The organism is Bacillus sp. 275 (assembly GCF_001999205.1).
GTDB lineage: Bacteria > Bacillota > Bacilli > Bacillales > Bacillaceae > Bacillus > Bacillus velezensis.
In genome coordinates this window covers 1,620,946-1,639,162 of record NZ_CP019626.1, presented here as the reverse complement: position 1 = coordinate 1,639,162, position 18,217 = coordinate 1,620,946, and the positions used below count along the sequence as shown (strand labels likewise).

Here is an 18,217-nt window from a genome sequence, read left to right as displayed (position 1 = left end):
TCACAGAAGGGGGGAGCGGAGCAGATGAGCCAGTTCAAAAAAGATCAAGTTCAGGACATGTATTATTTGTCGCCGATGCAGGAGGGAATGCTGTTTCATACTCTCCTGAATCCCGGCCAAAGTTTTTACATCGAACAAATGACAATGAAAGTAAAAGGCAGCTTGAATATCAAATGCCTTGAAGAAAGCATGAATGTGATCATGGACCGGTACGATGTATTTCGTACCGTGTTCATTCACGAAAAAGTAAAAAGGCCGGTCCAAGTCGTATTGAAAAAACGGCAGTTTCAGATAGAAGAAATCGATCTGACACATGTAACGGACAGCGAGCAAACAGCCAAAATCAATGAATACAAAGAACAGGATAAGATCAAGGGCTTTGATTTGACGCGGGATATTCCGATGCGGGCAGCCATTTTCAAAAAATCGGAAGAAAGCTTTGAATGGGTGTGGAGCTACCACCACATCATTTTGGACGGCTGGTGCTTCGGCATCGTCGTGCAGGATCTGTTTAAGGTATACAATGCCCTGCGCGAACAAAAGCCGTACAGCCTGCCGCCGGTCAAACCGTATAAAGACTATATCAAGTGGCTTGAAAAGCAGGATAAACAAGCATCACTGCATTACTGGCGCGGGTACTTAGAAGATTTTGAAGGACAAACGACATTTGCGGAGCAAAGAAAGAAACAAAAGGACGGCTATGAGCCGAAAGAGCTGCTCTTCTCACTGCCGGAGGCGGAAACAAAAGCATTTACCGAGCTTGCAAAATCGCAGCATACCACTTTGAGTACGGCGCTTCAGGCGGTTTGGAGTGTATTAATCAGCCGCTACCAGCAGTCCGGCGATTTGATCTTCGGCACAGTCGTTTCCGGACGTCCCGCAGAAATCAAAGGCGTTGAACATATGGTCGGGCTGTTTATCAATGCTGTCCCGAGGCGGGTGAAGCTGTCTGAGGATACCACATTTAACGGCTTGCTCAAGCAGCTGCAGGAGCAATCGCTGCAGTCTGAGCCGCATCAATATGTGCCGCTCTATGACATCCAAAGCCAGGCCGATCAGCCAAAGCTGATTGACCACATCATTGTGTTTGAAAATTATCCGCTTCAGGATGCAAAAAATGAAGAAAACAGTGAAAACGGCTTTGATATGGAGGACGTCCATGTTTTTGAGAAATCGAATTATGATCTCAACCTGATGGCTTCTCCAGGTGATGAGATGCTGATTAAGCTTGCCTATAACGGGAATGTGTTTGATGAGGCGTTTATCCTGCGCTTAAAATCTCAGCTTCTCACATCGATTCAGCAGCTCATCCAGAAGCCGGATCAGCCTGTCAATACGATCAGACTTGTTGATGAAAAGGAAAGAGAGCTTCTGCTTACCGGCTTAAACCCGCCGGCTCAGACTCATCAGGCGAAGCCTCTGACAGATTGGTTCAAGGAAGCGGTGAATGTAAATCCAGATGCACCGGCGCTTACGTATTCCGGCCAGACTCTTTCCTATCGTGAATTAGATGAGGAAGCGAACCGTCTTGCGCGCCGTTTGCAAAAGCAAGGCGCGGGTAAGGACACCGTTGTCGCGTTATACACGAAGCGCTCGCTTGAGCTGGTGATCGGCATTCTCGGCGTATTAAAAGCGGGAGCGGCTTATCTGCCGGTTGATCCGAAGCTGCCGGAGGACCGAATCTCGTACATGCTGGCTGACAGTGCGGCAGCCTGTCTGCTGACACATCAGGAGATGAAAGAAAAAGCGGCTCAGCTGCCGTATACAGGAACAACACTCATCATCGATGATCGGGCACGGTTTGAGGAACAGGCAAGCGATCCTGCAGCCGCAATTGATCCCGATGATCCGGCGTATATTATGTATACGTCCGGCACAACCGGAAAGCCAAAGGGCAATATCACCACTCATGCCAATATTCAAGGATTGGTCAAGCATGTAGACTACATGGCATTTTCTGAACAAGATACGTTCTTATCTGTTTCCAATTACGCCTTTGACGCATTTACCTTTGATTTCTACTCATCAATACTGAATGCGGCACGGCTCATTATCGCAGATGAACATACACTGCTTGATACAGAACGGCTCACTGATCTGATCCGGCAGGAGAATGTCAATGTCATGTTTGCGACAACCGCACTTTTTAATCTTCTCACCGATGCGGGAGAGGAGTGGCTGAAGGGGCTTCGCTGTGTGTTATTCGGGGGTGAGCGCGCGTCAGTGCCTCACGTCAGAAAGGCGCTTGAGATCATGGGGCCCGGCAAGCTGATTAATTGCTACGGGCCGACTGAGGGAACGGTGTTTGCGACAGCTCACGTCGTGCACGACATACCGGATTCCATTTCCTCATTGCCGATTGGAAAGCCGATCAGCAATGCCAGTGTTTATATTCTTAACGGGCAAAATCAGCTTCAGCCGTTCGGAGCTGTTGGTGAACTGTGCATCAGCGGAATGGGTGTATCAAAAGGATATCTGAACCGTCATGACCTGACGAAGCAAACGTTTATCCCAAATCCGTTCAAGCCGGGAGAAACGCTTTACCGCACAGGGGATTTAGCACGCTGGCTGCCGGATGGAACAATTGAATACGCCGGGCGTATTGACGACCAGGTCAAAATACGCGGACACCGGATTGAGCTTGAAGAAATCGAAAAGCAGCTGCAGGAATACCCGGGTGTGAAAGATGCGGTCGTTGTTGCGGACCGCCATGAGTCTGGAGATGCATCAATCAACGCCTACCTCGTGAACCGGACGCCGCTTTCAGCTGAAGACGTAAAGAGGCACCTGAAAAAACAGCTTCCTGCTTACATGGTGCCGCAAACCTTTACTTTCTTAGAGGAGCTTCCGTTAACGACAAACGGGAAGGTCAATAAACGGCAGCTGCCGAAACCGGATCAGGCTCAGGCAGCGAAAGAATGGATCGGGCCTCGAAACGCGACGGAAGAAACGATTGCACACATCTGGTCCGAGATTCTCGGCAGACAGCAGATCGGGATTCATGATGATTTCTTCGCGCTCGGAGGCCACTCCTTAAAAGCGATGACGGCAGCGTCGCGCATTAAAAAAGAGCTCGGTACGGACATTCCGGTGCAGCTGTTATTCGAAGCGACGACAATCGCAGACATTGCCGGTTATCTGCTTCACGGTGAAGAAAAAGGAATGAAAGATCTCACCATCATGAATAAAAATCAGTCTGACACACTGTTTGCGTTCCCGCCGGTTCTCGGTTACGGGCTGATGTACCAGCCGCTGGCAAAACAGCTGTCCGGCTATAGAATCTGTGCGTTTGATTTTATCGAGGAAGACAACCGCATCGAACGCTACACAGAGCTGATCAATCAGCTCCAGCCGGAAGGACCGGTCAAGCTGTTCGGATACTCGGCAGGCTGCACGCTCGCCTTTGAAACGGCCAAACGGCTTGAAGCCGAAGGCCGTAAAGTGGAGCGGCTGATCATGGTTGATTCCTATAAAAAACAAGGCGTCAGCGACTTGGAAGGCCGCACCGTAGAAAGTGATGTCCAGGCGCTGATGAAGGTAAACCGGGATAACGAAGCGCTGAATGACGAAGCCGTCAAAGAAGGTCTCGCCAAAAAAACAAACGCGTTTTATTCTTATTTCGTGCATACCGTCAGCACCGGCACGGTCAATGCGGATATAGATCTATTAACGTCAGAACCGGACTTTGCGATGCCGCCGTGGCTCGCTTCGTGGGAGGAAGCCACGACAGGTGAATACCGTGTGAAAAAAGGCTGCGGCAGTCACGCAGAAATGCTTCAGGGAGAATGTCTCGAAAGGAATGCGGCATATTTGCTCGAATTCCTAAGGAAGGAACATCCGAAGCTGACAGCTTCACGATAGAAAAGGAGGAAGCCCGCCAATGGTCCAGCTCTTTAAATCGTTCGATACCACGGAAAAAACGCAGCTTATCTGTTTTCCGTTCGCAGGAGGCTATTCCGCATCATTCCGCCCGCTCCACACCTATCTTCAAGGTGAGTGTGAGATGCTTGCCGCGGAACCGCCGGGACACGGAACAAATCAAATGTCCCCCGTTGAGGATTTTGAACAGCTTGTCAGTTTATACAAGCAGGAGTTGAATCTCCATCCTGACCGCCCGTTTGTGCTGTTCGGCCACAGTATGGGAGGCATGGTCGCTTTCAGGCTGGCGCAAAAGCTGGAGCGGGAGGGCATTTACCCGCAGGCCGTGATCATCTCAGCCATTCAGCCGCCGCATGTTGAAAGGAAAAAAGTGTCTCATCTTGATGATGAAAAATTTCTCGCCCATATTATCGAGCTTGGCGGAATGCCGCAGGAGTTAGTGGAGAATAAGGAGGTCATGTCATTTTTCCTGCCTTCTTTCAGATCCGACTACCGCGCGCTTGAAAGCTTCCGTCCGTCTGATTCTCACATGATTCAATCACCCGTCCATATTTTTAACGGGCGGAAAGATAAAAAATGTATCAAAGATGCGGACGGATGGAAAAAATGGGCCGACAATCCCGTATTTCATGAGTTTTCGGACGGCCACATGTTCATATTAAGTGAAACTGAAAAAGTGGCGGAACGAATCTATGAGATTATTAACAGGAGCACTGCAGGCCAATTGTTATAGGAGATGACAGACAGCATTCGCTGTCTGTTTTTTGTAACAAAATCTGCCCGTGAGTTTTCTCATTTATCAAAAATTTTATGTTATGATTTGATGGAATATAATTTTGAAGGGATTGTCGTACATGAATGATGCAGCAAAAGAGCTGAACAGAACATTATCTGAAGAAAACCCGCACGTGCTTCATATGCTTTCTGATTTGGGCAGAGAGTTGTTTTATCCGAAAGGGGTGCTGACACAATCGGCGGAAGCGAAAGCCAAGGCCGGAAAGTATAATGCCACGATCGGGATTGCCACCTCACAGGGCGAGTCCATGCACTTTTCCCATATTCAAGAGACACTGTCCGCCTATAACCCCGATGATATCTACGATTATGCTCCGCCGCAGGGAAAAGAGCCGCTCAGGCAGGAATGGCTGAAAAAAATGCGTCTCGAAAATCCTTCATTAGCCGGCAAAGACATCAGCACGCCGATCGTGACAAACGCTTTAACACACGGGCTGAGCATTGCCGCCGACTTGTTCGTCAATGAAGGGGATACGCTGCTTCTGCCTGATAAATATTGGGGAAATTACAATTTCATTTTCGGTGTCCGGCGCAAGGCATCCATTGAGACGTACCCGCTTTTTCAGCAGGATGGGCGTTTTAATGCGGCGGGGCTGTCCGAGCTGCTGAAAAAGCAGGAAGAAAAGGCGATTGTCGTGCTGAATTTCCCGAATAATCCGACAGGCTACACGCCGGGGGAAGAGGAAGCGGCAGAAATCGTCAGCGTGATTCTGGAGGCGGCAGAAGCCGGCAAAGAGATTGTCGTACTCGTAGACGATGCGTATTACAATCTGTTTTACGATGAAACGGCCATTCAGGAATCCATCTTCAGCAAACTCGCCCAAGTGCACGACCGGGTGCTTTGCGTGAAAATAGACGGCGCGACGAAGGAAAATTACGCGTGGGGCTTCCGCGTCGGTTTTATTACGTACAGCACAAAAAGCGAAAAAGCGCTGCGCGTGCTCGAGGAAAAAACAAAAGGGATTATCAGGGGAACGATTTCAAGCGCCCCGCACCCGTCCCAAACGTTTATGCTGCGGGCGATGCAGTCACCGGAATACGAGAAAGAAAAATCGCTGAAATATAACATCATGAAAAAACGGGCTGACAAAGTGAAAGCCGTTCTTGCAGAAAACAAGCACTATGATGACGTATGGACGCCTTACCCGTTTAACTCTGGTTATTTCATGTGTGTCCGGCTGAAAGACATAAACGCCGGCGAATTGAGAGTGTCGTTGCTTGAAAAGAGAGGAATCGGGACGATATCCATTAATGAAACCGATTTGCGAATCGCATTTTCATGTGTTGAAGAGGAACACATCGCGGATCTGTTCGAAGAAATTTATCAGGAAGCAAAGCAGCTGCAGAAACAGGCGGAAATATCAGGCTGACAAAAAAGGAGGGGGACACCCTCCTTTTTGTCTTTTATTCTGTTACATTTACTTTCCCATTCACATTTTCCCGGAGCATTTGCCTGAAAACGGCGATATCTTTTTGCGAATAGAAAAGTCGTTTCGGCAGCAGAAGTGTTCCGTAACCCGATGTTTGTAATCGAAACATATCTTTGTGCTCCCTAGCCGAGAGCAGTTCATCCCATTCAAAAAGAATGCTTGCGTTTTTTTGTTTTTGGCTGATTCCGAGCTGATGAATCGTAATACTTCTGGCAGATTTCAGCCGCGGATTCGTTTTGTATGTTCTGTAAAGACGGAAGAATGAGATTGCCGTTGCGATCACCGTGACTGCCAAAGAGAGAATCACAGCTGCAAGGAAATTCAGGAGAGCTCTGACGCCCCATGTGCCGCCTGTAACCGGGCCGTTCATTTCAAAACAGATGGCAGAAGCCAGCAGCATAATCAAAAAACAGACAGCCGCGGATTTTCCTTGATGATAAGCAAAGTGTTTTCTTACATCGGCAAATGTTAAGCAGCCCGCGAGATAGATATTTTCATTTCGTGTGTTGATCATATTCCTTCTTCGTTTCCTTTCATTTTTTCCCTATGTCGTAATATGCTTTTTTTCCGCCGTCCTGAAGCATTGCTTCCCAAGACTCCGATGACGATACAGACGGCGCCGGCGATATGATACCAGCGGAGTGACTCATGGAGAACGAGGACACCCGCAAGCATCGTCACGATGACGGACAAATTGTTAAAGGCGCTCATCTTAAACGCTTCAATCTTGGACAGCGCGTAGTTTGACATCAATGATGTAATGAGAGAAGACAAAATGCCTAAATACAGAATCGCTGCGATAAAACCGGGATCGCGGAAGGGCAGAAAATACTGCCCGATCGTTCCTTCCGCTCCGTGCCGGAAGAGAGCGATGCAGTTGAAGGAAGCAAAGCCGATCGCAGACATGCACCAGGTCAGCTCACCCAATGAAAAACGCTGGGTCATGCGTCTCGCTGCCGTATTGTAAAGGGCGGAGGACAGCGCGGACAACAGGATCAGGAAAGCACCTTTAAAACTCGCCGATTCCGCGGACACCCCTTTCATTGTGAAAATAAATACCACCCCGGCCACTGACAGGCATGTGAATCCCTTTTGCGCCCATGTCGGACGTTCCTTTAAAAAGTAAGACGAAAACAGCATCGTAAAAATCGGGATGGCGGCTTGAATGATACCGGCTTCCGATGATGAAGAATACAAAAGGCCGAACGCCTGAAAACTGAAAAACAAAGCCGGATATAAAAGGGCCAAAGGCAAGATCGCCAGCACATTCTTCCAGCTGACGGACAGTTTGATCCAGCCGAATAAAACAGGAAGCATTGCACAGATGAAGGCCGCTGTGAACCGATGAGCCAATATATCAAACGGATTGGCGGATTGAAGCGCAATCTTGACAAATATAAAGGAAAAACCGATAATCAGCGCATTTAAAATGGCCGCGAGGTAAGCAGCAGCCAAACGGTTTTGATTAATCATCTTTCCGAACTCCTTTAATGAGATCGAGCGCCGGCCGCTCCCTTTTATTGTATGGGAAGGGAAGAAGCAGTACAATGAGAATAATGATAAACTGTACCGGTACAGATGGAGGTTCAGCATGGAAAAGTATATGAACGTGATGATAGAAGTGGAGAGTCTCATTGAAGGCGGCACTTTTCAGGAAGGGGCGCGGCTGCCTTCTATCAGGCAGCTGGCCGAGCGTTTTCACGTCAGTAAAAGCACCGTCATCCGTGCGCTTCAGGAGCTTGAAAAACGGCACATTATTTATGCCGTGCCGAAAAGCGGCTACTATCTTATTAAAAATGAAAAAAAGCAGGAGCGAGAACAAACAGGTATCATTGATTTTGCGGCCTCGGCGCCGGACCCTGATATTTTTCCGTACCGCGACTTTCAGCATTGCATCAACAAAGCCATTGATATGTATAAAAATGATTTGTTCATTTACGGCACGCCGCAGGGGCTTCCGTCTTTAATCCGGGTGCTTCAGAGGCTGTTATCCGATTATCAGGTATTTGCAAAAGAGCGGAACATTTTTATCACCTCGGGTGTGCAGCAGGCGTTATCCCTGCTGTCTCTGATGCCGTTTCCGAACGGAAAAAAGAAGATTTTAATCGAACAGCCGGGCTATCATCTGATGGTGGAGCAGCTTGAAGCGCTGCGCCTTCCCGCCTGCGGCATTAAACGGACGGCTGAGGGGCTTGATATGGCGGAAGTCGAGCGGCTGTTTCAAACGGAGGAAATTAAGTTTTTTTACACGATGCCCCGATTTCATAATCCGCTCGGCAGCTCTCTGACAGAATGGCAAAAACGAGAGCTTGTCCGATTAGCGGAGGCGTATGACGTTTATTTGGTTGAGGATGATTTCCTAGGAGATTTAGAGGACAATCAGAAGGCAGACCCGCTGTACGCCTACGATCTGTCTTCCCGCGTGATTTATTTGAAAAGCTTTTCGAAAATGATTTTTCCGGGGCTGCGTGTTGGAGCGGCTGTGCTCCCGGATTCGCTGGCCCCGGTTTTCCATACGTATAAAAAGCTGAGCGATATCGACTGTTCGATGATATCCCAAGCGGCCCTTGAAGTGTATATCAAAAGCGGCATGTTCAAAAGGCATAAAGAAAAAATCCGGGCCTCTTACAGAACACGTTCCGAGCTGCTCCAAAACGCGCTGCAGGAGTACGGCGGTTTTTCTGTAAAGCAAACGTCGATCCATACCCATCTCGTGCTGGAGAAAAGCCTTTCCGCTTCAAGAGTTGTGCAGCGTCTGAAAGCGCAAGGCGTGCTGTTGGAGCCGATTGAGAGCCATTACCTATCGGATTTTCCGAAAGAAAATATCATCAAACTCAACGTGTCCAACGTCAAGACAGGGGATATCACGCGAGGCATCAAAATGCTGACGGATTGCTTATAACAGCTCTTCATACGTTTTCATCTCAATCCCGTCACAAAAATCGGGATGCGCCGCACAAACGGCCAGCTTATACTCCTCGTCCGCATCATATGTGCGGATGAAACAAGGTTCATGTCCGTCCGGGAGCTCAATGGACACATGGCCGTCGTCTTTAAGGCGGACGCTGAATGAATCAAGCGGCAGGGAAAGCCCTTTTCCGGCCTGTTTGATAAAGCTCTCTTTCATCGACCACAGATGGTAAAAATAATCGGTCTGCTGATCGGGGTGTTTCGCTTGCAGATCACTGTATTCCGTCGGCGAAAAAAACCGTTTGGCGATATCAATCGTGCCGGTCTTCATTTTTTCAATATCAATGCCGATCGGTTTTGAATCAACAGCGCACACGATCCAGCGACCGGAGTGGGAAATATTAAAGTGCATGTCCGGAAGCGCGGGGATGTACGGCTTTCCGTATTCCTGGACGCCGAATGAAATCCCGGCCGGATCAAGTCCGTAAGCCTTCGCCGCAGCGGTGCGAATCAGCATGTCGCCGATCAAGGTGCGGTGAGCATCCTCCTTATGGTAAAAGCGCCGGCATTTTTCCCGCTTTTCGGCGGACACGGCCGCCATCATCCGATCCTCTTCCCCTGCAGAAAGCGGGCGGTCCATATATACTCCGTAAATCTTCATGTCCGATCCTCCGTCTGAAAATATTGTCAAAACCATCCTATCATATCAGACGAAAGCTGTCCGAAAATAAAAAAACAAAACCGTTTCGGCTTTGTTTTTAATGAACGGACGTTGCCCGCCCGGAGATCGCGTATGTTAACAGTTTAGAGGACTGCGGCAAAGAAAAACGCAGAATCAGCCCCGTCAAAACAGCCGTAATAATGGTTCCGGCACCGATAGGTCCGCCCATCATCCAGGCTGCGGCAAGAATCGTCAGCTCAATGCCGTTCCGCACCCATTGCACGTTCCAGCCCGTTTTTTCAGATATCAGCATCATCAGAGAGTCCCGGGGGCCCGCGCCGAGCCCTGCTGATACGTAAATACCGACGCCGCAGCCGATCAGCAGCAATCCGATAGAAAAAAACACGGCCGCTAAGGAAAAAGCGTGCGTCTCAGGAAGCAGAAACGAAAAGAAATCAATAAACATTCCCATCAGCACCATGTTTAAGATAGCGCCGATTTTCGGGAGTGTCCTCGTGAACAGGCAGGTTAAAGCCACGATGACCGCGCCGACCACGATGGACCATTGGCCGACAGAAAGTCCGAAATGCTGAAAAAGCCCATAATGAAAGGCATCCCAAGGGCTGATGCCGAGAGCTTTTCCTTTAATGGTTAACGATACCCCGAAAGACAAAATCAACAGACCGGCAAAATAAAACGTCCAGCGCATCAAGAATTCCCGCTTCAAAGAGGTCCCTTCTTTCATAAAATTTCATTAATTGTCATTGTAGCATAACCGCCAAAAAAAAGAAGAAGCGAAATCAGTGTTTCGCTTCTTCTCCCGTTCCTACAAAGGATTCAGTATACGATTTAAAAACCGCTGCGTGCGTTCTTCTTTCGGCGCGGAAAAAATGTGGGCCGGCGGTCCTTGTTCCACAATGACGCCGCCGTCAATGAAGATGACTTCATCGGCCACTTCCTGCGCGAATTTGATTTCATGGGTGACGACGACCATCGTCCAGCCCTCGTTCGCCAAATCCTTAATCACTTTGAGCACCTCGCCGACCAGCTCCGGATCAAGCGCTGACGTCGGTTCGTCAAACAGCATCAGCTCGGGCTGAATCGCAAGCGCGCGGGCGATGCCGACCCGCTGCTGCTGACCGCCGGAAAGCTGGAACGGATATAAATCCATTTTGTCTTTGAGTCCGACTTTTTCCAGAAGTTCCATCGCTTCTTTTCTGACTTGCTCCTTGTCGCGCTTTTGCACTTGAACGGGTCCTTCCATGACGTTTTCAAGCGCCGTGCGGTGAGGAAACAGATGATACGCCTGAAAGACCATGCCTGATTTGCGGCGGAGGCGAAGAATATCAGCCTGCTTCACTTTTTTGGAGAAATCTATTGAAAAATCGGAGAATGCCAGCTCGCCGCGATTGGGGATCTCAAGCGCGTTCAGACAGCGCAGAAGCGTCGTTTTTCCTGAACCGGACGGTCCCAGAATGGCGATGACTTTCCCTTTTTCTATCTCCATATCTATCTTTTTTAAAATTTCATTCTGTCCGAATGATTTATTTAATCCTTTGACGGAAAGCATATCGAAACCTCCTTATTTGGCCACATAACGGTCGAGACGCCGTTCGATCACGTGCTGTACGATTGACAGCAAGAAGCAGATGATCCAATAAATAAAGGCGGCTTCAATATAGATGACCAAGATTTGATCAAGGTTTTGCGCGCCGATTTCCTGCGCTTTTCTGAACAGCTCCGCGACGAGAATCTGTGACGCGAGAGATGTATCCTTGATCAGGCTGATAAATGTATTTGATAATGGCGGAATGGACACGCGAAACGCCTGCGGCAGGATCACGCGGAACAATGTCTTGCGATAGGTCATGCCGATCGTATAACCGGCTTCCCATTGCCCTTTCGGCACGGATGAAATAGATGCCCGGATGATTTCAGAAGCGTAGGCGCCCACGTTTAATGAAAACGCGATGACTGCGCTTGGGAAAGGGTCCAGCGTAATATTAAATGTCGGGAACAGATAAAAAATGATGAACAATTGAACGAGAAGAGGAGTGCCGCGCACCGCTGATACGTATACGCTGAACACCCATCTCAATGGTTTCATATTTGACATTCTGGCGAGCGCCGTAATCAGCGCGATGATCATTCCAAAAATAAAGGAAAGAATGGTAAGGGGAATCGAGTAATAGATTCCCCCGGAAAGAATCGGCCAGAATGACTGCTGCACCAGATCCCAAGGAATGGCTGTTGCAATCACGGGTTCCGGCATGTTACTTAGAAACATCTTCGCCGAACCATTTTTTCGCTATTTTAGAAAGAGTCCCGTCCTCTTTCATTTCTTTTAACGCCTTGTTGACGTGAGTCACAAGTTCGCCGCTTCCTTTTCGGAATGCGAAATACGTCTGCTGCGGCTGGCCTGCTTCAAACGCGATTTTAACGTTTTTATTGCCGGACGTTTTTAAGTAGTTCAGTACGGCAAGCTTATCGTTGTAAGTCAGATCAGCGCGGCCCTGCTGAATGAGCTGAAGGGATTGCGCCATGCCTTCAACGCCTTCAATTTTCGCGCCGGCTTCTTTCGCTAATTTATTGTAATTGCTTGTTAATGACTGAGCCGCTGTTTTTCCTTTGACATCAGCCTCTTTCGCAATCGTGCTGTCTTTTTTCGTCACGACGACTGCATTTGACGTTGTGTATTTATCCGAAAAATCATATTGGTTCTCACGGCCCGTTTTGCCGACTTGGTTGGCGACGACGTCAAACCGTTTCGCGTTTAATCCGGCAAACATGCTGTCCCATTGCGTTTCTTTGAAGTCAGCTTTCAGATCGAGGCGTTTCGCGACTTCTTGAATCACTTCAACATCATATCCGGTCAGTTTGTCACTCTTTTTATCATGGAAGGTAAACGGTTCGTACGTTCCTTCTGTGCCGACGGTCAGTACGCCTTTTTTCTTGACAGAAGCCCAAAGATCGCCGTCTTTTGACTTAGATCCGCTGTCCTGTGAGTTTCCGCAGGCTGCAAGCATTGCGATGCTGACCATCATGAACAAAGCGAATAATGCTTTTTTCATCTTCTTTATTCCCCACTTTTCTGAGTAGTTTTATTGAGAAAAAATAGCTCCCAATTGTAAAGGATAACTTTTTTTTAGTATGAGTCAAGTAATTGGTTTTCATAAGCGGGAATTCTTCGTGTTCCGGATCAAAATAATTCCAAAAACTGTCTGACCGGCTTCGGCAGATAGCTGTCTTTCCTCCAGATGACGGCCGGTGTCATGACAAACGGGTTGTCTTCGATGATAACCGTTTTGACATGCGAGCGCATATGGACGGGAATCATCGTCAAAGGCAGAATTGTGGCGCCGAACCCTGATGATACGAGGCTCAAGAGCGTCGCGGAGTCATGACATTCACAGACAACCTGAAGGTCGAGACCGTACTGTTCACAAACTTGCAGGACTTGGTCATACACACCTCTTCCATTGACGGTGCGCAAAAGGATCAAAGGCAAAGAGGCGATGTCATTCAGTTTAATCGTTTCACCGCACAGTCGTTTTGAATGCTCGGACAGCACCAATACACACGGAATGTCTTCAAGCTCCTTCGATTCAATGCCGTCGTTTTTAATCAAGGTGGTGGTGACGGCGGCGTCAATCTGCCGGGTTTCCAGAAGCTCGAGCAGTGAGACAGGCTCATCTTCCCAAATGTTAAAGGTGAGATGCGGAAACCGCTCTTTCATCTGTGACACTTTCTCAAGCATGAGCGCGGCGCAGTAAATGGTTGACCCGACGGCAAGTGTCCCGGCCACCTCCTCCTTCAGCTCTTGTACCTCGATTATAGCGTCCTCAAACTTATGAAGAATCTCTTTCGCTCTTTTCAAAAAGACATTTCCTTCATATGTAAGGGTCATGTGTTTCTTTTTATTGCGGTCAAACAGAATGACGCCCAATTCTTCTTCGAGCTGTTTCAGCTGTCTGCTTAAAGGCGGCTGTGCCATATGAAGCTTTTTGGCGGCCGTCGTGATTTTCTGCTCTTGGGCAATGGTGATGAAATAACGCAATTGCCGGATATCCATGAGAACGCGCTCCTTTCTGTTATACCTTTAAGGTATGATACATAGATTTAACGAATATTTTTCATATGGATATATCAGGAGTATGATGGTTTTGACACCACATTTCAAGCGTAAAGGAGGGGTCGATATGAAGCTCGTCATCGGAATGACCGGGGCAACGGGAGCCATATTCGGGATCAGGCTTTTAGAATATTTAAAAGCCGCGGAGATCGAAACCCATCTTGTCGTGTCTCCTTGGGCAAATGTCACCATTACACATGAAACCGATTATACGTTAAAAGATGTCGAGAAACTCGCATCCTATACGTATTCTCACAAAGACCAAGCCGCGGCGATTTCAAGCGGCTCGTTTGAAACGGACGGGATGATCATCGCTCCGTGCAGCATGAAATCACTGGCAAGCATCCGCACCGGAATGGCTGACAATCTGCTGACAAGGGCGGCTGACGTCATCTTGAAGGAGCGGAAAAAACTTGTGCTGCTGACAAGAGAAACGCCGCTCAGCCAAATTCATTTAGAAAATATGCTAGCGCTTACAAAAATGGGTTCCGTCATTCTTCCGCCGATGCCGGCATTTTATAACAAGCCGGCTGACATGGATGAATTGATCGACCATATTGTGTTCCGGACGCTCGATCAGTTCGGCATCCGTCTGCCGGAAGCGAAACGGTGGTACGGAATTGAAAAACAAAAAGGAGGAATCTGATAATGGCCTATCAGGATTTTAGGGAATTTCTCGCCGCTCTTGAAAAAGAAGGGCAGCTCTTAACAGTCAACGAAGAGGTAAAACCGGAGCCGGATCTGGGCGCCGCTGCGCGTGCAGCCAGCAATCTCGGGGATAAAACCCCTGCGCTTTTGTTTAACAATATTTACGGACATCACCATGCGCAGGTGGCTCTGAATGTCATCGGCTCGTGGCCGAATCACGCGATGATGCTCGGCATGCCGAAAGATACGCCTGTTAAAGAACAATTCTTTGAGTTCGCCAAACGGTACGATGCATTTCCGGTGCCGGTCAAACGGGAAGAAACCGCGCCGTTTCATGAAAATGAAATAACGGAAGATATCAATCTATTTGACATCCTTCCGCTATTCAGAATCAACCAGGGGGACGGCGGCTACTATTTGGATAAAGCGTGTGTCATTTCCCGCGATCTTGAAGATCCGGACAATTTCGGCAAGCAGAATGTCGGCATTTACAGAATGCAGGTAAAGGGAAAAGACCGCCTCGGCATTCAGCCCGTGCCTCAGCATGATATTGCGATTCATCTTCGCCAAGCTGAAGAACGCGGCGTGAATCTTCCCGTTACGATCGCGCTCGGCTGTGAGCCGGTGATTACGACAGCTGCGTCAACTCCGCTGTTATACGATCAATCCGAGTATGAAATGGCCGGCGCGATTCAAGGGGAGCCCTACAGAATCGTCAAATCTAAATTGTCTGATTTAGACATCCCTTGGGGCGCTGAAGTCGTTCTGGAAGGAGAGATCCTTGCGGGAGAACGGGAATACGAAGGGCCTTTCGGTGAGTTCACGGGCCATTATTCCGGCGGCCGCAGCATGCCGGTGATCAAAATCAAACGGGTATATCATAGAAACAATCCGATTTTTGAACATTTATACTTAGGCATGCCGTGGACGGAGTGCGATTATATGATCGGCATTAATACGTGCGTGCCGCTTTACCAGCAGCTCAAGGAAGCTTATCCGAACGAAATTGTCGCCGTGAATGCGATGTATACGCACGGCCTGATCGCCATCATTTCAACGAAAACGCGCTACGGCGGATTTGCCAAGGCGGTCGGCATGCGCGCCCTGACCACGCCGCACGGACTCGGCTACTGCAAAATGGTCATTGTCGTGGATGAGGATGTCGATCCGTTTAACCTGCCGCAAGTCATGTGGGCGCTCTCAACGAAAATGCATCCGAAACACGATGCAGTCATCATTCCTGACCTGTCCGTCCTTCCGCTTGACCCGGGGTCTGATCCGGCAGGGATGACACACAAAATGATTCTTGACGCCACGACGCCCGCCGCGCCGGAAACAAGAGGCCATTATTCTCAGCCGCTTGATTCTCCGCTGACAACGAAAGAATGGGAACAAAAACTGATGGACTTAATGAATCAATAAGAAAGGATGAGGTTGCAATGAAAACATGCCCGCGCTGTGAATCGAAAAAAGGAGAAACCGTCAGCCAATCGCCGGTCAAAGGCGCTTGGGAAATTTACCAATGCCAAACCTGCTTTTTCACATGGAGATCCTGTGAACCGGAAAGCATCACGAATCCGGCGGCATTCAACCCGGCATTTAAAATCGATCCGAAAGAAACGGAGACGGCCGCACATGTTCCCGCTGTTCCGGAAAGAAAAGCGTAATGCTGACGGAGCACTTGCCGGAGGCGCTTTACACACTTTTAGACGGGACGGAGCTTGAAAAAAAGCAGCACGACGCATTTGTGCTCCAATCCGTGACAAAAGAAGGCCGTCCGCACGCGGCCATGATCAGCGCCGGTGAAATCGTGGCCGTGAGCAGAACAAATCTCCGGCTCGCCTTATGGAAAAACACGACGACCGTAAGCAGCCTTCTGCATTCGGGACAAGCTCTTTTCATCGCCTGGCACGGAGGAGCCGCATATTACGTCACATTGGAATGTGAGGCGCTTCCGCCGCTGAAAGAGGCGAAACACGAGCGGGAACGGTTCAGCTGCCGGGTGATCACCGTCAAGGAAGATCGGGCGAAATACGCGGATCTGACATCCGGACCGGCCATCCAGCTCCACGAACCGGAAGATGTCTTGAAGAGATGGAGAGAAACACTTGAGGAGTTAAAACAATAGACGCATCAAAAAAGCCTGCGGACGATTCCGCAGGCTTTTCTTTATCTGTTATTGAACGCCTTTCATCGCCCGTTTAATGACGGGAGACAGAAGAATCAAAATAATACCGAGAATGATCGAAACAAGACCGATTGAGCCGAAGTAGGCCGCTTCAGAAATCTTATCAAACAAACCGACTACTTTTGCGTTCAGGGCTTGACCGCAGGCGTTTGTTAAAAACCACATACTCATCGTCTGCGCTGAGAAAGCGGCAGGCGCAAGTTTCGTTGTGACGGATAAACCGACCGGTGAAAGGCAAAGCTCACCAAGCACAACCAAAAGGAAGCTGAGCACAAGCCAAAGCGGGCTCACAAGCTCGCCGCTTCCGCCCATAACCGGAAGCACCATGACTAAAAATGATAATCCGGCAAGGATAATGCCGATCGCGAATTTAATCGGTGTTGAAGGCTGGCGTTTGCCGAGCTTCATCCAGATCCAGGCGAACACCGGCGCGAAAATAACGATGAATAATGGGTTCAGAGACTGGAACCATGAAGACTCAAGATGCATGCCTGCAAAGGAAAGTCTCGTGCGCTGATCCGCATATAAAGCAAGAATCGTCGCGCCCTGCTCCTGAATCGCCCAGAACATTGCCGCTGCAATAAACAGCGGAACATAAGCCGCAAGCCGTGATTTTTCCGTTTTCGTCGCTTTTTTGCTCGTGAACATCACGATAAAGTAAATAACCGGAATGACAATGCCGAGGATACTGACGGTGTCAATCACACGCTGGATCGTCAGCCAGCCGGTTTGAATCAGAACGATAATAACGGCTGCTGCGATGACCACTCCGATTCCCGTGCCGATCACTGATGATTTAGAAATCGGATTCGGTACATTGGAGCCTGCTTTGCCGAGGTATTTCTTTCTCGTAAGAGCGAAAACAATCAGTCCGAGGAACATACCGGCCGCGGCGCATCCGAAGCCTAAGTGGTAGTTGTACTTCTGTCCGAGTGTTCCGACAATTAGCGGCGCAAGCAATCCGCCGAGGTTGATCCCCATGTAAAAGATGCTGAAACCTGAGTCGCGGCGCTCGTCTTCCTTAGTATATAAATCTCCGACAACGCTGGATACGTTTGGTTTAAGCAGGCCGGTTCCGATAATGATCAGAGCCATGCTGGTAAAAAACGCTGCCGTGCTGCCAGGGAAGGCAAGAGCGATGTGCCCGAACATAATTAAAATTCCGCCGTAAAATACGGTGTTTGCCGTGCCGAATACCCGGTCGGCCAGCCATCCGCCGATGACGCTCGACATGTATACGAGAGATCCGTATATGGACATGATGGCAACTGCGGTCGTTTTATCAAAGCCGAGACCGCCATGAGCGACTTCCGTGTATAAATAGTAAAGCAATATGGCTCTCATACCATAGTAGGAGAAACGCTCCCAAAATTCGGTGAAAAACAGTGTAAACAAGCCGCGGGGATGACCGAAAAAGCCTCGTTGCGGCACAGTTTCTGTTATAGAGTCCTTATCAATAGATGCCACCTGAGCCAACCCTTTCTTAAAAAAGTGTATTACAAAAATCATATTCTTATATAATACTTGTGTCAATATAATTTATACTGAATTCAAAAAATTCCAGAATGAAAAGA

17 protein-coding genes are annotated in these 18,217 nt (G+C 48.8%); 8 read left to right on the top strand and 9 right to left on the bottom strand.

Annotation, left to right across the window (positions count from 1 at the left end):
* Positions 1 to 24: 24 nt before the first annotated feature.
* From srfAC to BZ167_RS07835, 3 genes are all read left to right on the top strand, one after another.
* Positions 25 to 3,861, top strand: a complete 3,837-nt coding sequence (gene srfAC, locus BZ167_RS07845; protein WP_015416788.1) for a surfactin non-ribosomal peptide synthetase SrfAC — start codon at positions 25 to 27, stop codon at positions 3,859 to 3,861.
* A gap of 19 nt (positions 3,862 to 3,880) precedes the next feature.
* Positions 3,881 to 4,612, top strand: a complete 732-nt coding sequence (gene srfAD / locus BZ167_RS07840) for a surfactin biosynthesis thioesterase SrfAD (protein WP_007609310.1) — start codon at positions 3,881 to 3,883, stop codon at positions 4,610 to 4,612.
* Positions 4,613 to 4,733: 121 nt separating this feature from the next.
* Complete coding sequence (locus BZ167_RS07835; protein WP_007410240.1) at positions 4,734 to 6,044, top strand: aminotransferase class I/II-fold pyridoxal phosphate-dependent enzyme; 1,311 nt, start codon at positions 4,734 to 4,736, stop codon at positions 6,042 to 6,044.
* Positions 6,045 to 6,078: 34 nt separating this feature from the next.
* Here the strand turns inward: BZ167_RS07835 and BZ167_RS07830 are convergent, their stop codons facing one another.
* Together BZ167_RS07830 and BZ167_RS07825 are read right to left on the bottom strand one after the other, a co-directional pair.
* Entirely contained in the window at positions 6,079 to 6,618 is a 540-nt protein-coding gene (locus tag BZ167_RS07830) for a YcxB family protein (protein WP_061861144.1), read from the bottom strand.
* On the bottom strand, positions 6,615 to 7,577 hold the full coding sequence (locus tag BZ167_RS07825; protein WP_077392020.1) for a DMT family transporter: 963 nt from the start codon (positions 7,575 to 7,577) through the stop codon (positions 6,615 to 6,617). The genes BZ167_RS07830 and BZ167_RS07825 overlap by 4 nt, the downstream gene beginning before the upstream one ends.
* Before the next feature lie 118 nt (positions 7,578 to 7,695).
* On the opposite strand from BZ167_RS07825, the gene BZ167_RS07820 reads away from it, so the two are divergent.
* Positions 7,696 to 9,006, top strand: coding sequence for an aminotransferase-like domain-containing protein (locus BZ167_RS07820; protein WP_077392019.1), 1,311 nt, complete (start codon positions 7,696 to 7,698; stop codon positions 9,004 to 9,006).
* On the opposite strand, the gene BZ167_RS07815 is transcribed toward BZ167_RS07820, so the two are convergent.
* From BZ167_RS07815 to BZ167_RS07790, 6 genes are all read right to left on the bottom strand, one after another.
* A complete protein-coding gene (locus BZ167_RS07815) occupies positions 9,001 to 9,675 on the bottom strand; it encodes a 4'-phosphopantetheinyl transferase family protein (protein WP_033575091.1) in 675 nt (224 codons plus the stop codon). The genes BZ167_RS07820 and BZ167_RS07815 overlap by 6 nt on opposite strands.
* A gap of 97 nt (positions 9,676 to 9,772) precedes the next feature.
* Positions 9,773 to 10,420: a YczE/YyaS/YitT family protein gene (locus BZ167_RS07810; RefSeq protein WP_077392018.1), complete on the bottom strand. Its 648-nt coding sequence runs from the start codon at positions 10,418 to 10,420 to the stop codon at positions 9,773 to 9,775.
* An 81-nt stretch (positions 10,421 to 10,501) separates the two neighbouring features.
* Entirely contained in the window at positions 10,502 to 11,245 is a 744-nt protein-coding gene (gene tcyC / locus BZ167_RS07805; protein ID WP_020955310.1) for a cystine ABC transporter ATP-binding protein TcyC, read from the bottom strand.
* A 12-nt stretch (positions 11,246 to 11,257) separates the two neighbouring features.
* Entirely contained in the window at positions 11,258 to 11,962 is a 705-nt protein-coding gene (locus BZ167_RS07800) for an amino acid ABC transporter permease (RefSeq protein WP_003156375.1), read from the bottom strand.
* Entirely contained in the window at positions 11,949 to 12,746 is a 798-nt protein-coding gene (gene tcyA / locus BZ167_RS07795) for a cystine ABC transporter substrate-binding lipoprotein TcyA (RefSeq protein ID WP_015416795.1), read from the bottom strand. The genes BZ167_RS07800 and tcyA overlap by 14 nt, the downstream gene beginning before the upstream one ends.
* A 128-nt stretch (positions 12,747 to 12,874) precedes the next feature.
* Complete coding sequence (locus BZ167_RS07790; RefSeq protein ID WP_015416796.1) at positions 12,875 to 13,747, bottom strand: LysR family transcriptional regulator; 873 nt, start codon at positions 13,745 to 13,747, stop codon at positions 12,875 to 12,877.
* Between the two features lie 91 nt (positions 13,748 to 13,838).
* Here BZ167_RS07790 and BZ167_RS07785 point away from each other — a divergent pair, with 91 nt between their 5' ends.
* Genes BZ167_RS07785 through BZ167_RS07770 form a run of 4 tightly spaced genes read left to right on the top strand, consistent with a single transcriptional unit; the run spans position 13,839 to position 16,583 of the window.
* Complete coding sequence (locus BZ167_RS07785; RefSeq protein ID WP_094032062.1) at positions 13,839 to 14,453, top strand: non-oxidative hydroxyarylic acid decarboxylases subunit B; 615 nt, start codon at positions 13,839 to 13,841, stop codon at positions 14,451 to 14,453.
* A 2-nt stretch (positions 14,454 to 14,455) separates the two neighbouring features.
* Positions 14,456 to 15,877 (top strand): phenolic acid decarboxylase BsdC, encoded by a 1,422-nt coding sequence (bsdC, locus tag BZ167_RS07780; protein ID WP_007410249.1) that lies wholly within the window; start codon positions 14,456 to 14,458, stop codon positions 15,875 to 15,877.
* A gap of 17 nt (positions 15,878 to 15,894) precedes the next feature.
* Positions 15,895 to 16,122 (top strand): non-oxidative hydroxyarylic acid decarboxylases subunit D, encoded by a 228-nt coding sequence (locus tag BZ167_RS07775; RefSeq protein ID WP_007410250.1) that lies wholly within the window; start codon positions 15,895 to 15,897, stop codon positions 16,120 to 16,122.
* On the top strand, positions 16,122 to 16,583 hold the full coding sequence (locus tag BZ167_RS07770; RefSeq protein ID WP_007410251.1) for a hypothetical protein: 462 nt from the start codon (positions 16,122 to 16,124) through the stop codon (positions 16,581 to 16,583). Before BZ167_RS07775 ends, BZ167_RS07770 begins: the two co-directional genes overlap by 1 nt.
* 48 nt (positions 16,584 to 16,631) lie before the next feature.
* Here the strand turns inward: BZ167_RS07770 and BZ167_RS07765 are convergent, their stop codons facing one another.
* On the bottom strand, positions 16,632 to 18,110 hold the full coding sequence (locus BZ167_RS07765) for a peptide MFS transporter (protein ID WP_007410252.1): 1,479 nt from the start codon (positions 18,108 to 18,110) through the stop codon (positions 16,632 to 16,634).
* Positions 18,111 to 18,217: the final 107 nt, after the last annotated feature.

Excerpts from the sequence above, each read along its gene's own strand:
- bsdC (WP_007410249.1), top strand. The coding sequence starts at position 14,456 with ATGGCCTATCAGGATTTTAGGGAATTTCTCGCCGCTCTTGAAAAAGAA.
- BZ167_RS07825 (WP_077392020.1), bottom strand. The coding sequence starts at position 7,577 with ATGATTAATCAAAACCGTTTGGCTGCTGCTTACCTCGCGGCCATTTTA.
- BZ167_RS07770 (WP_007410251.1), top strand. The coding sequence starts at position 16,122 with ATGCTGACGGAGCACTTGCCGGAGGCGCTTTACACACTTTTAGACGGG.
- BZ167_RS07775 (WP_007410250.1), top strand. The coding sequence starts at position 15,895 with ATGAAAACATGCCCGCGCTGTGAATCGAAAAAAGGAGAAACCGTCAGC.
- BZ167_RS07790 (WP_015416796.1), bottom strand. The coding sequence starts at position 13,747 with ATGGATATCCGGCAATTGCGTTATTTCATCACCATTGCCCAAGAGCAG.
- BZ167_RS07800 (WP_003156375.1), bottom strand. The coding sequence starts at position 11,962 with ATGTTTCTAAGTAACATGCCGGAACCCGTGATTGCAACAGCCATTCCT.
- BZ167_RS07820 (WP_077392019.1), top strand. The coding sequence starts at position 7,696 with ATGGAAAAGTATATGAACGTGATGATAGAAGTGGAGAGTCTCATTGAA.
- BZ167_RS07835 (WP_007410240.1), top strand. The coding sequence starts at position 4,734 with ATGAATGATGCAGCAAAAGAGCTGAACAGAACATTATCTGAAGAAAAC.
- srfAD (WP_007609310.1), top strand. The coding sequence starts at position 3,881 with ATGGTCCAGCTCTTTAAATCGTTCGATACCACGGAAAAAACGCAGCTT.
- BZ167_RS07830 (WP_061861144.1), bottom strand. The coding sequence starts at position 6,618 with ATGATCAACACACGAAATGAAAATATCTATCTCGCGGGCTGCTTAACA.
- BZ167_RS07810 (WP_077392018.1), bottom strand. The coding sequence starts at position 10,420 with ATGAAAGAAGGGACCTCTTTGAAGCGGGAATTCTTGATGCGCTGGACG.
- tcyC (WP_020955310.1), bottom strand. The coding sequence starts at position 11,245 with ATGCTTTCCGTCAAAGGATTAAATAAATCATTCGGACAGAATGAAATT.
- tcyA (WP_015416795.1), bottom strand. The coding sequence starts at position 12,746 with ATGAAAAAAGCATTATTCGCTTTGTTCATGATGGTCAGCATCGCAATG.
- BZ167_RS07815 (WP_033575091.1), bottom strand. The coding sequence starts at position 9,675 with ATGAAGATTTACGGAGTATATATGGACCGCCCGCTTTCTGCAGGGGAA.
- srfAC (WP_015416788.1), top strand. The coding sequence starts at position 25 with ATGAGCCAGTTCAAAAAAGATCAAGTTCAGGACATGTATTATTTGTCG.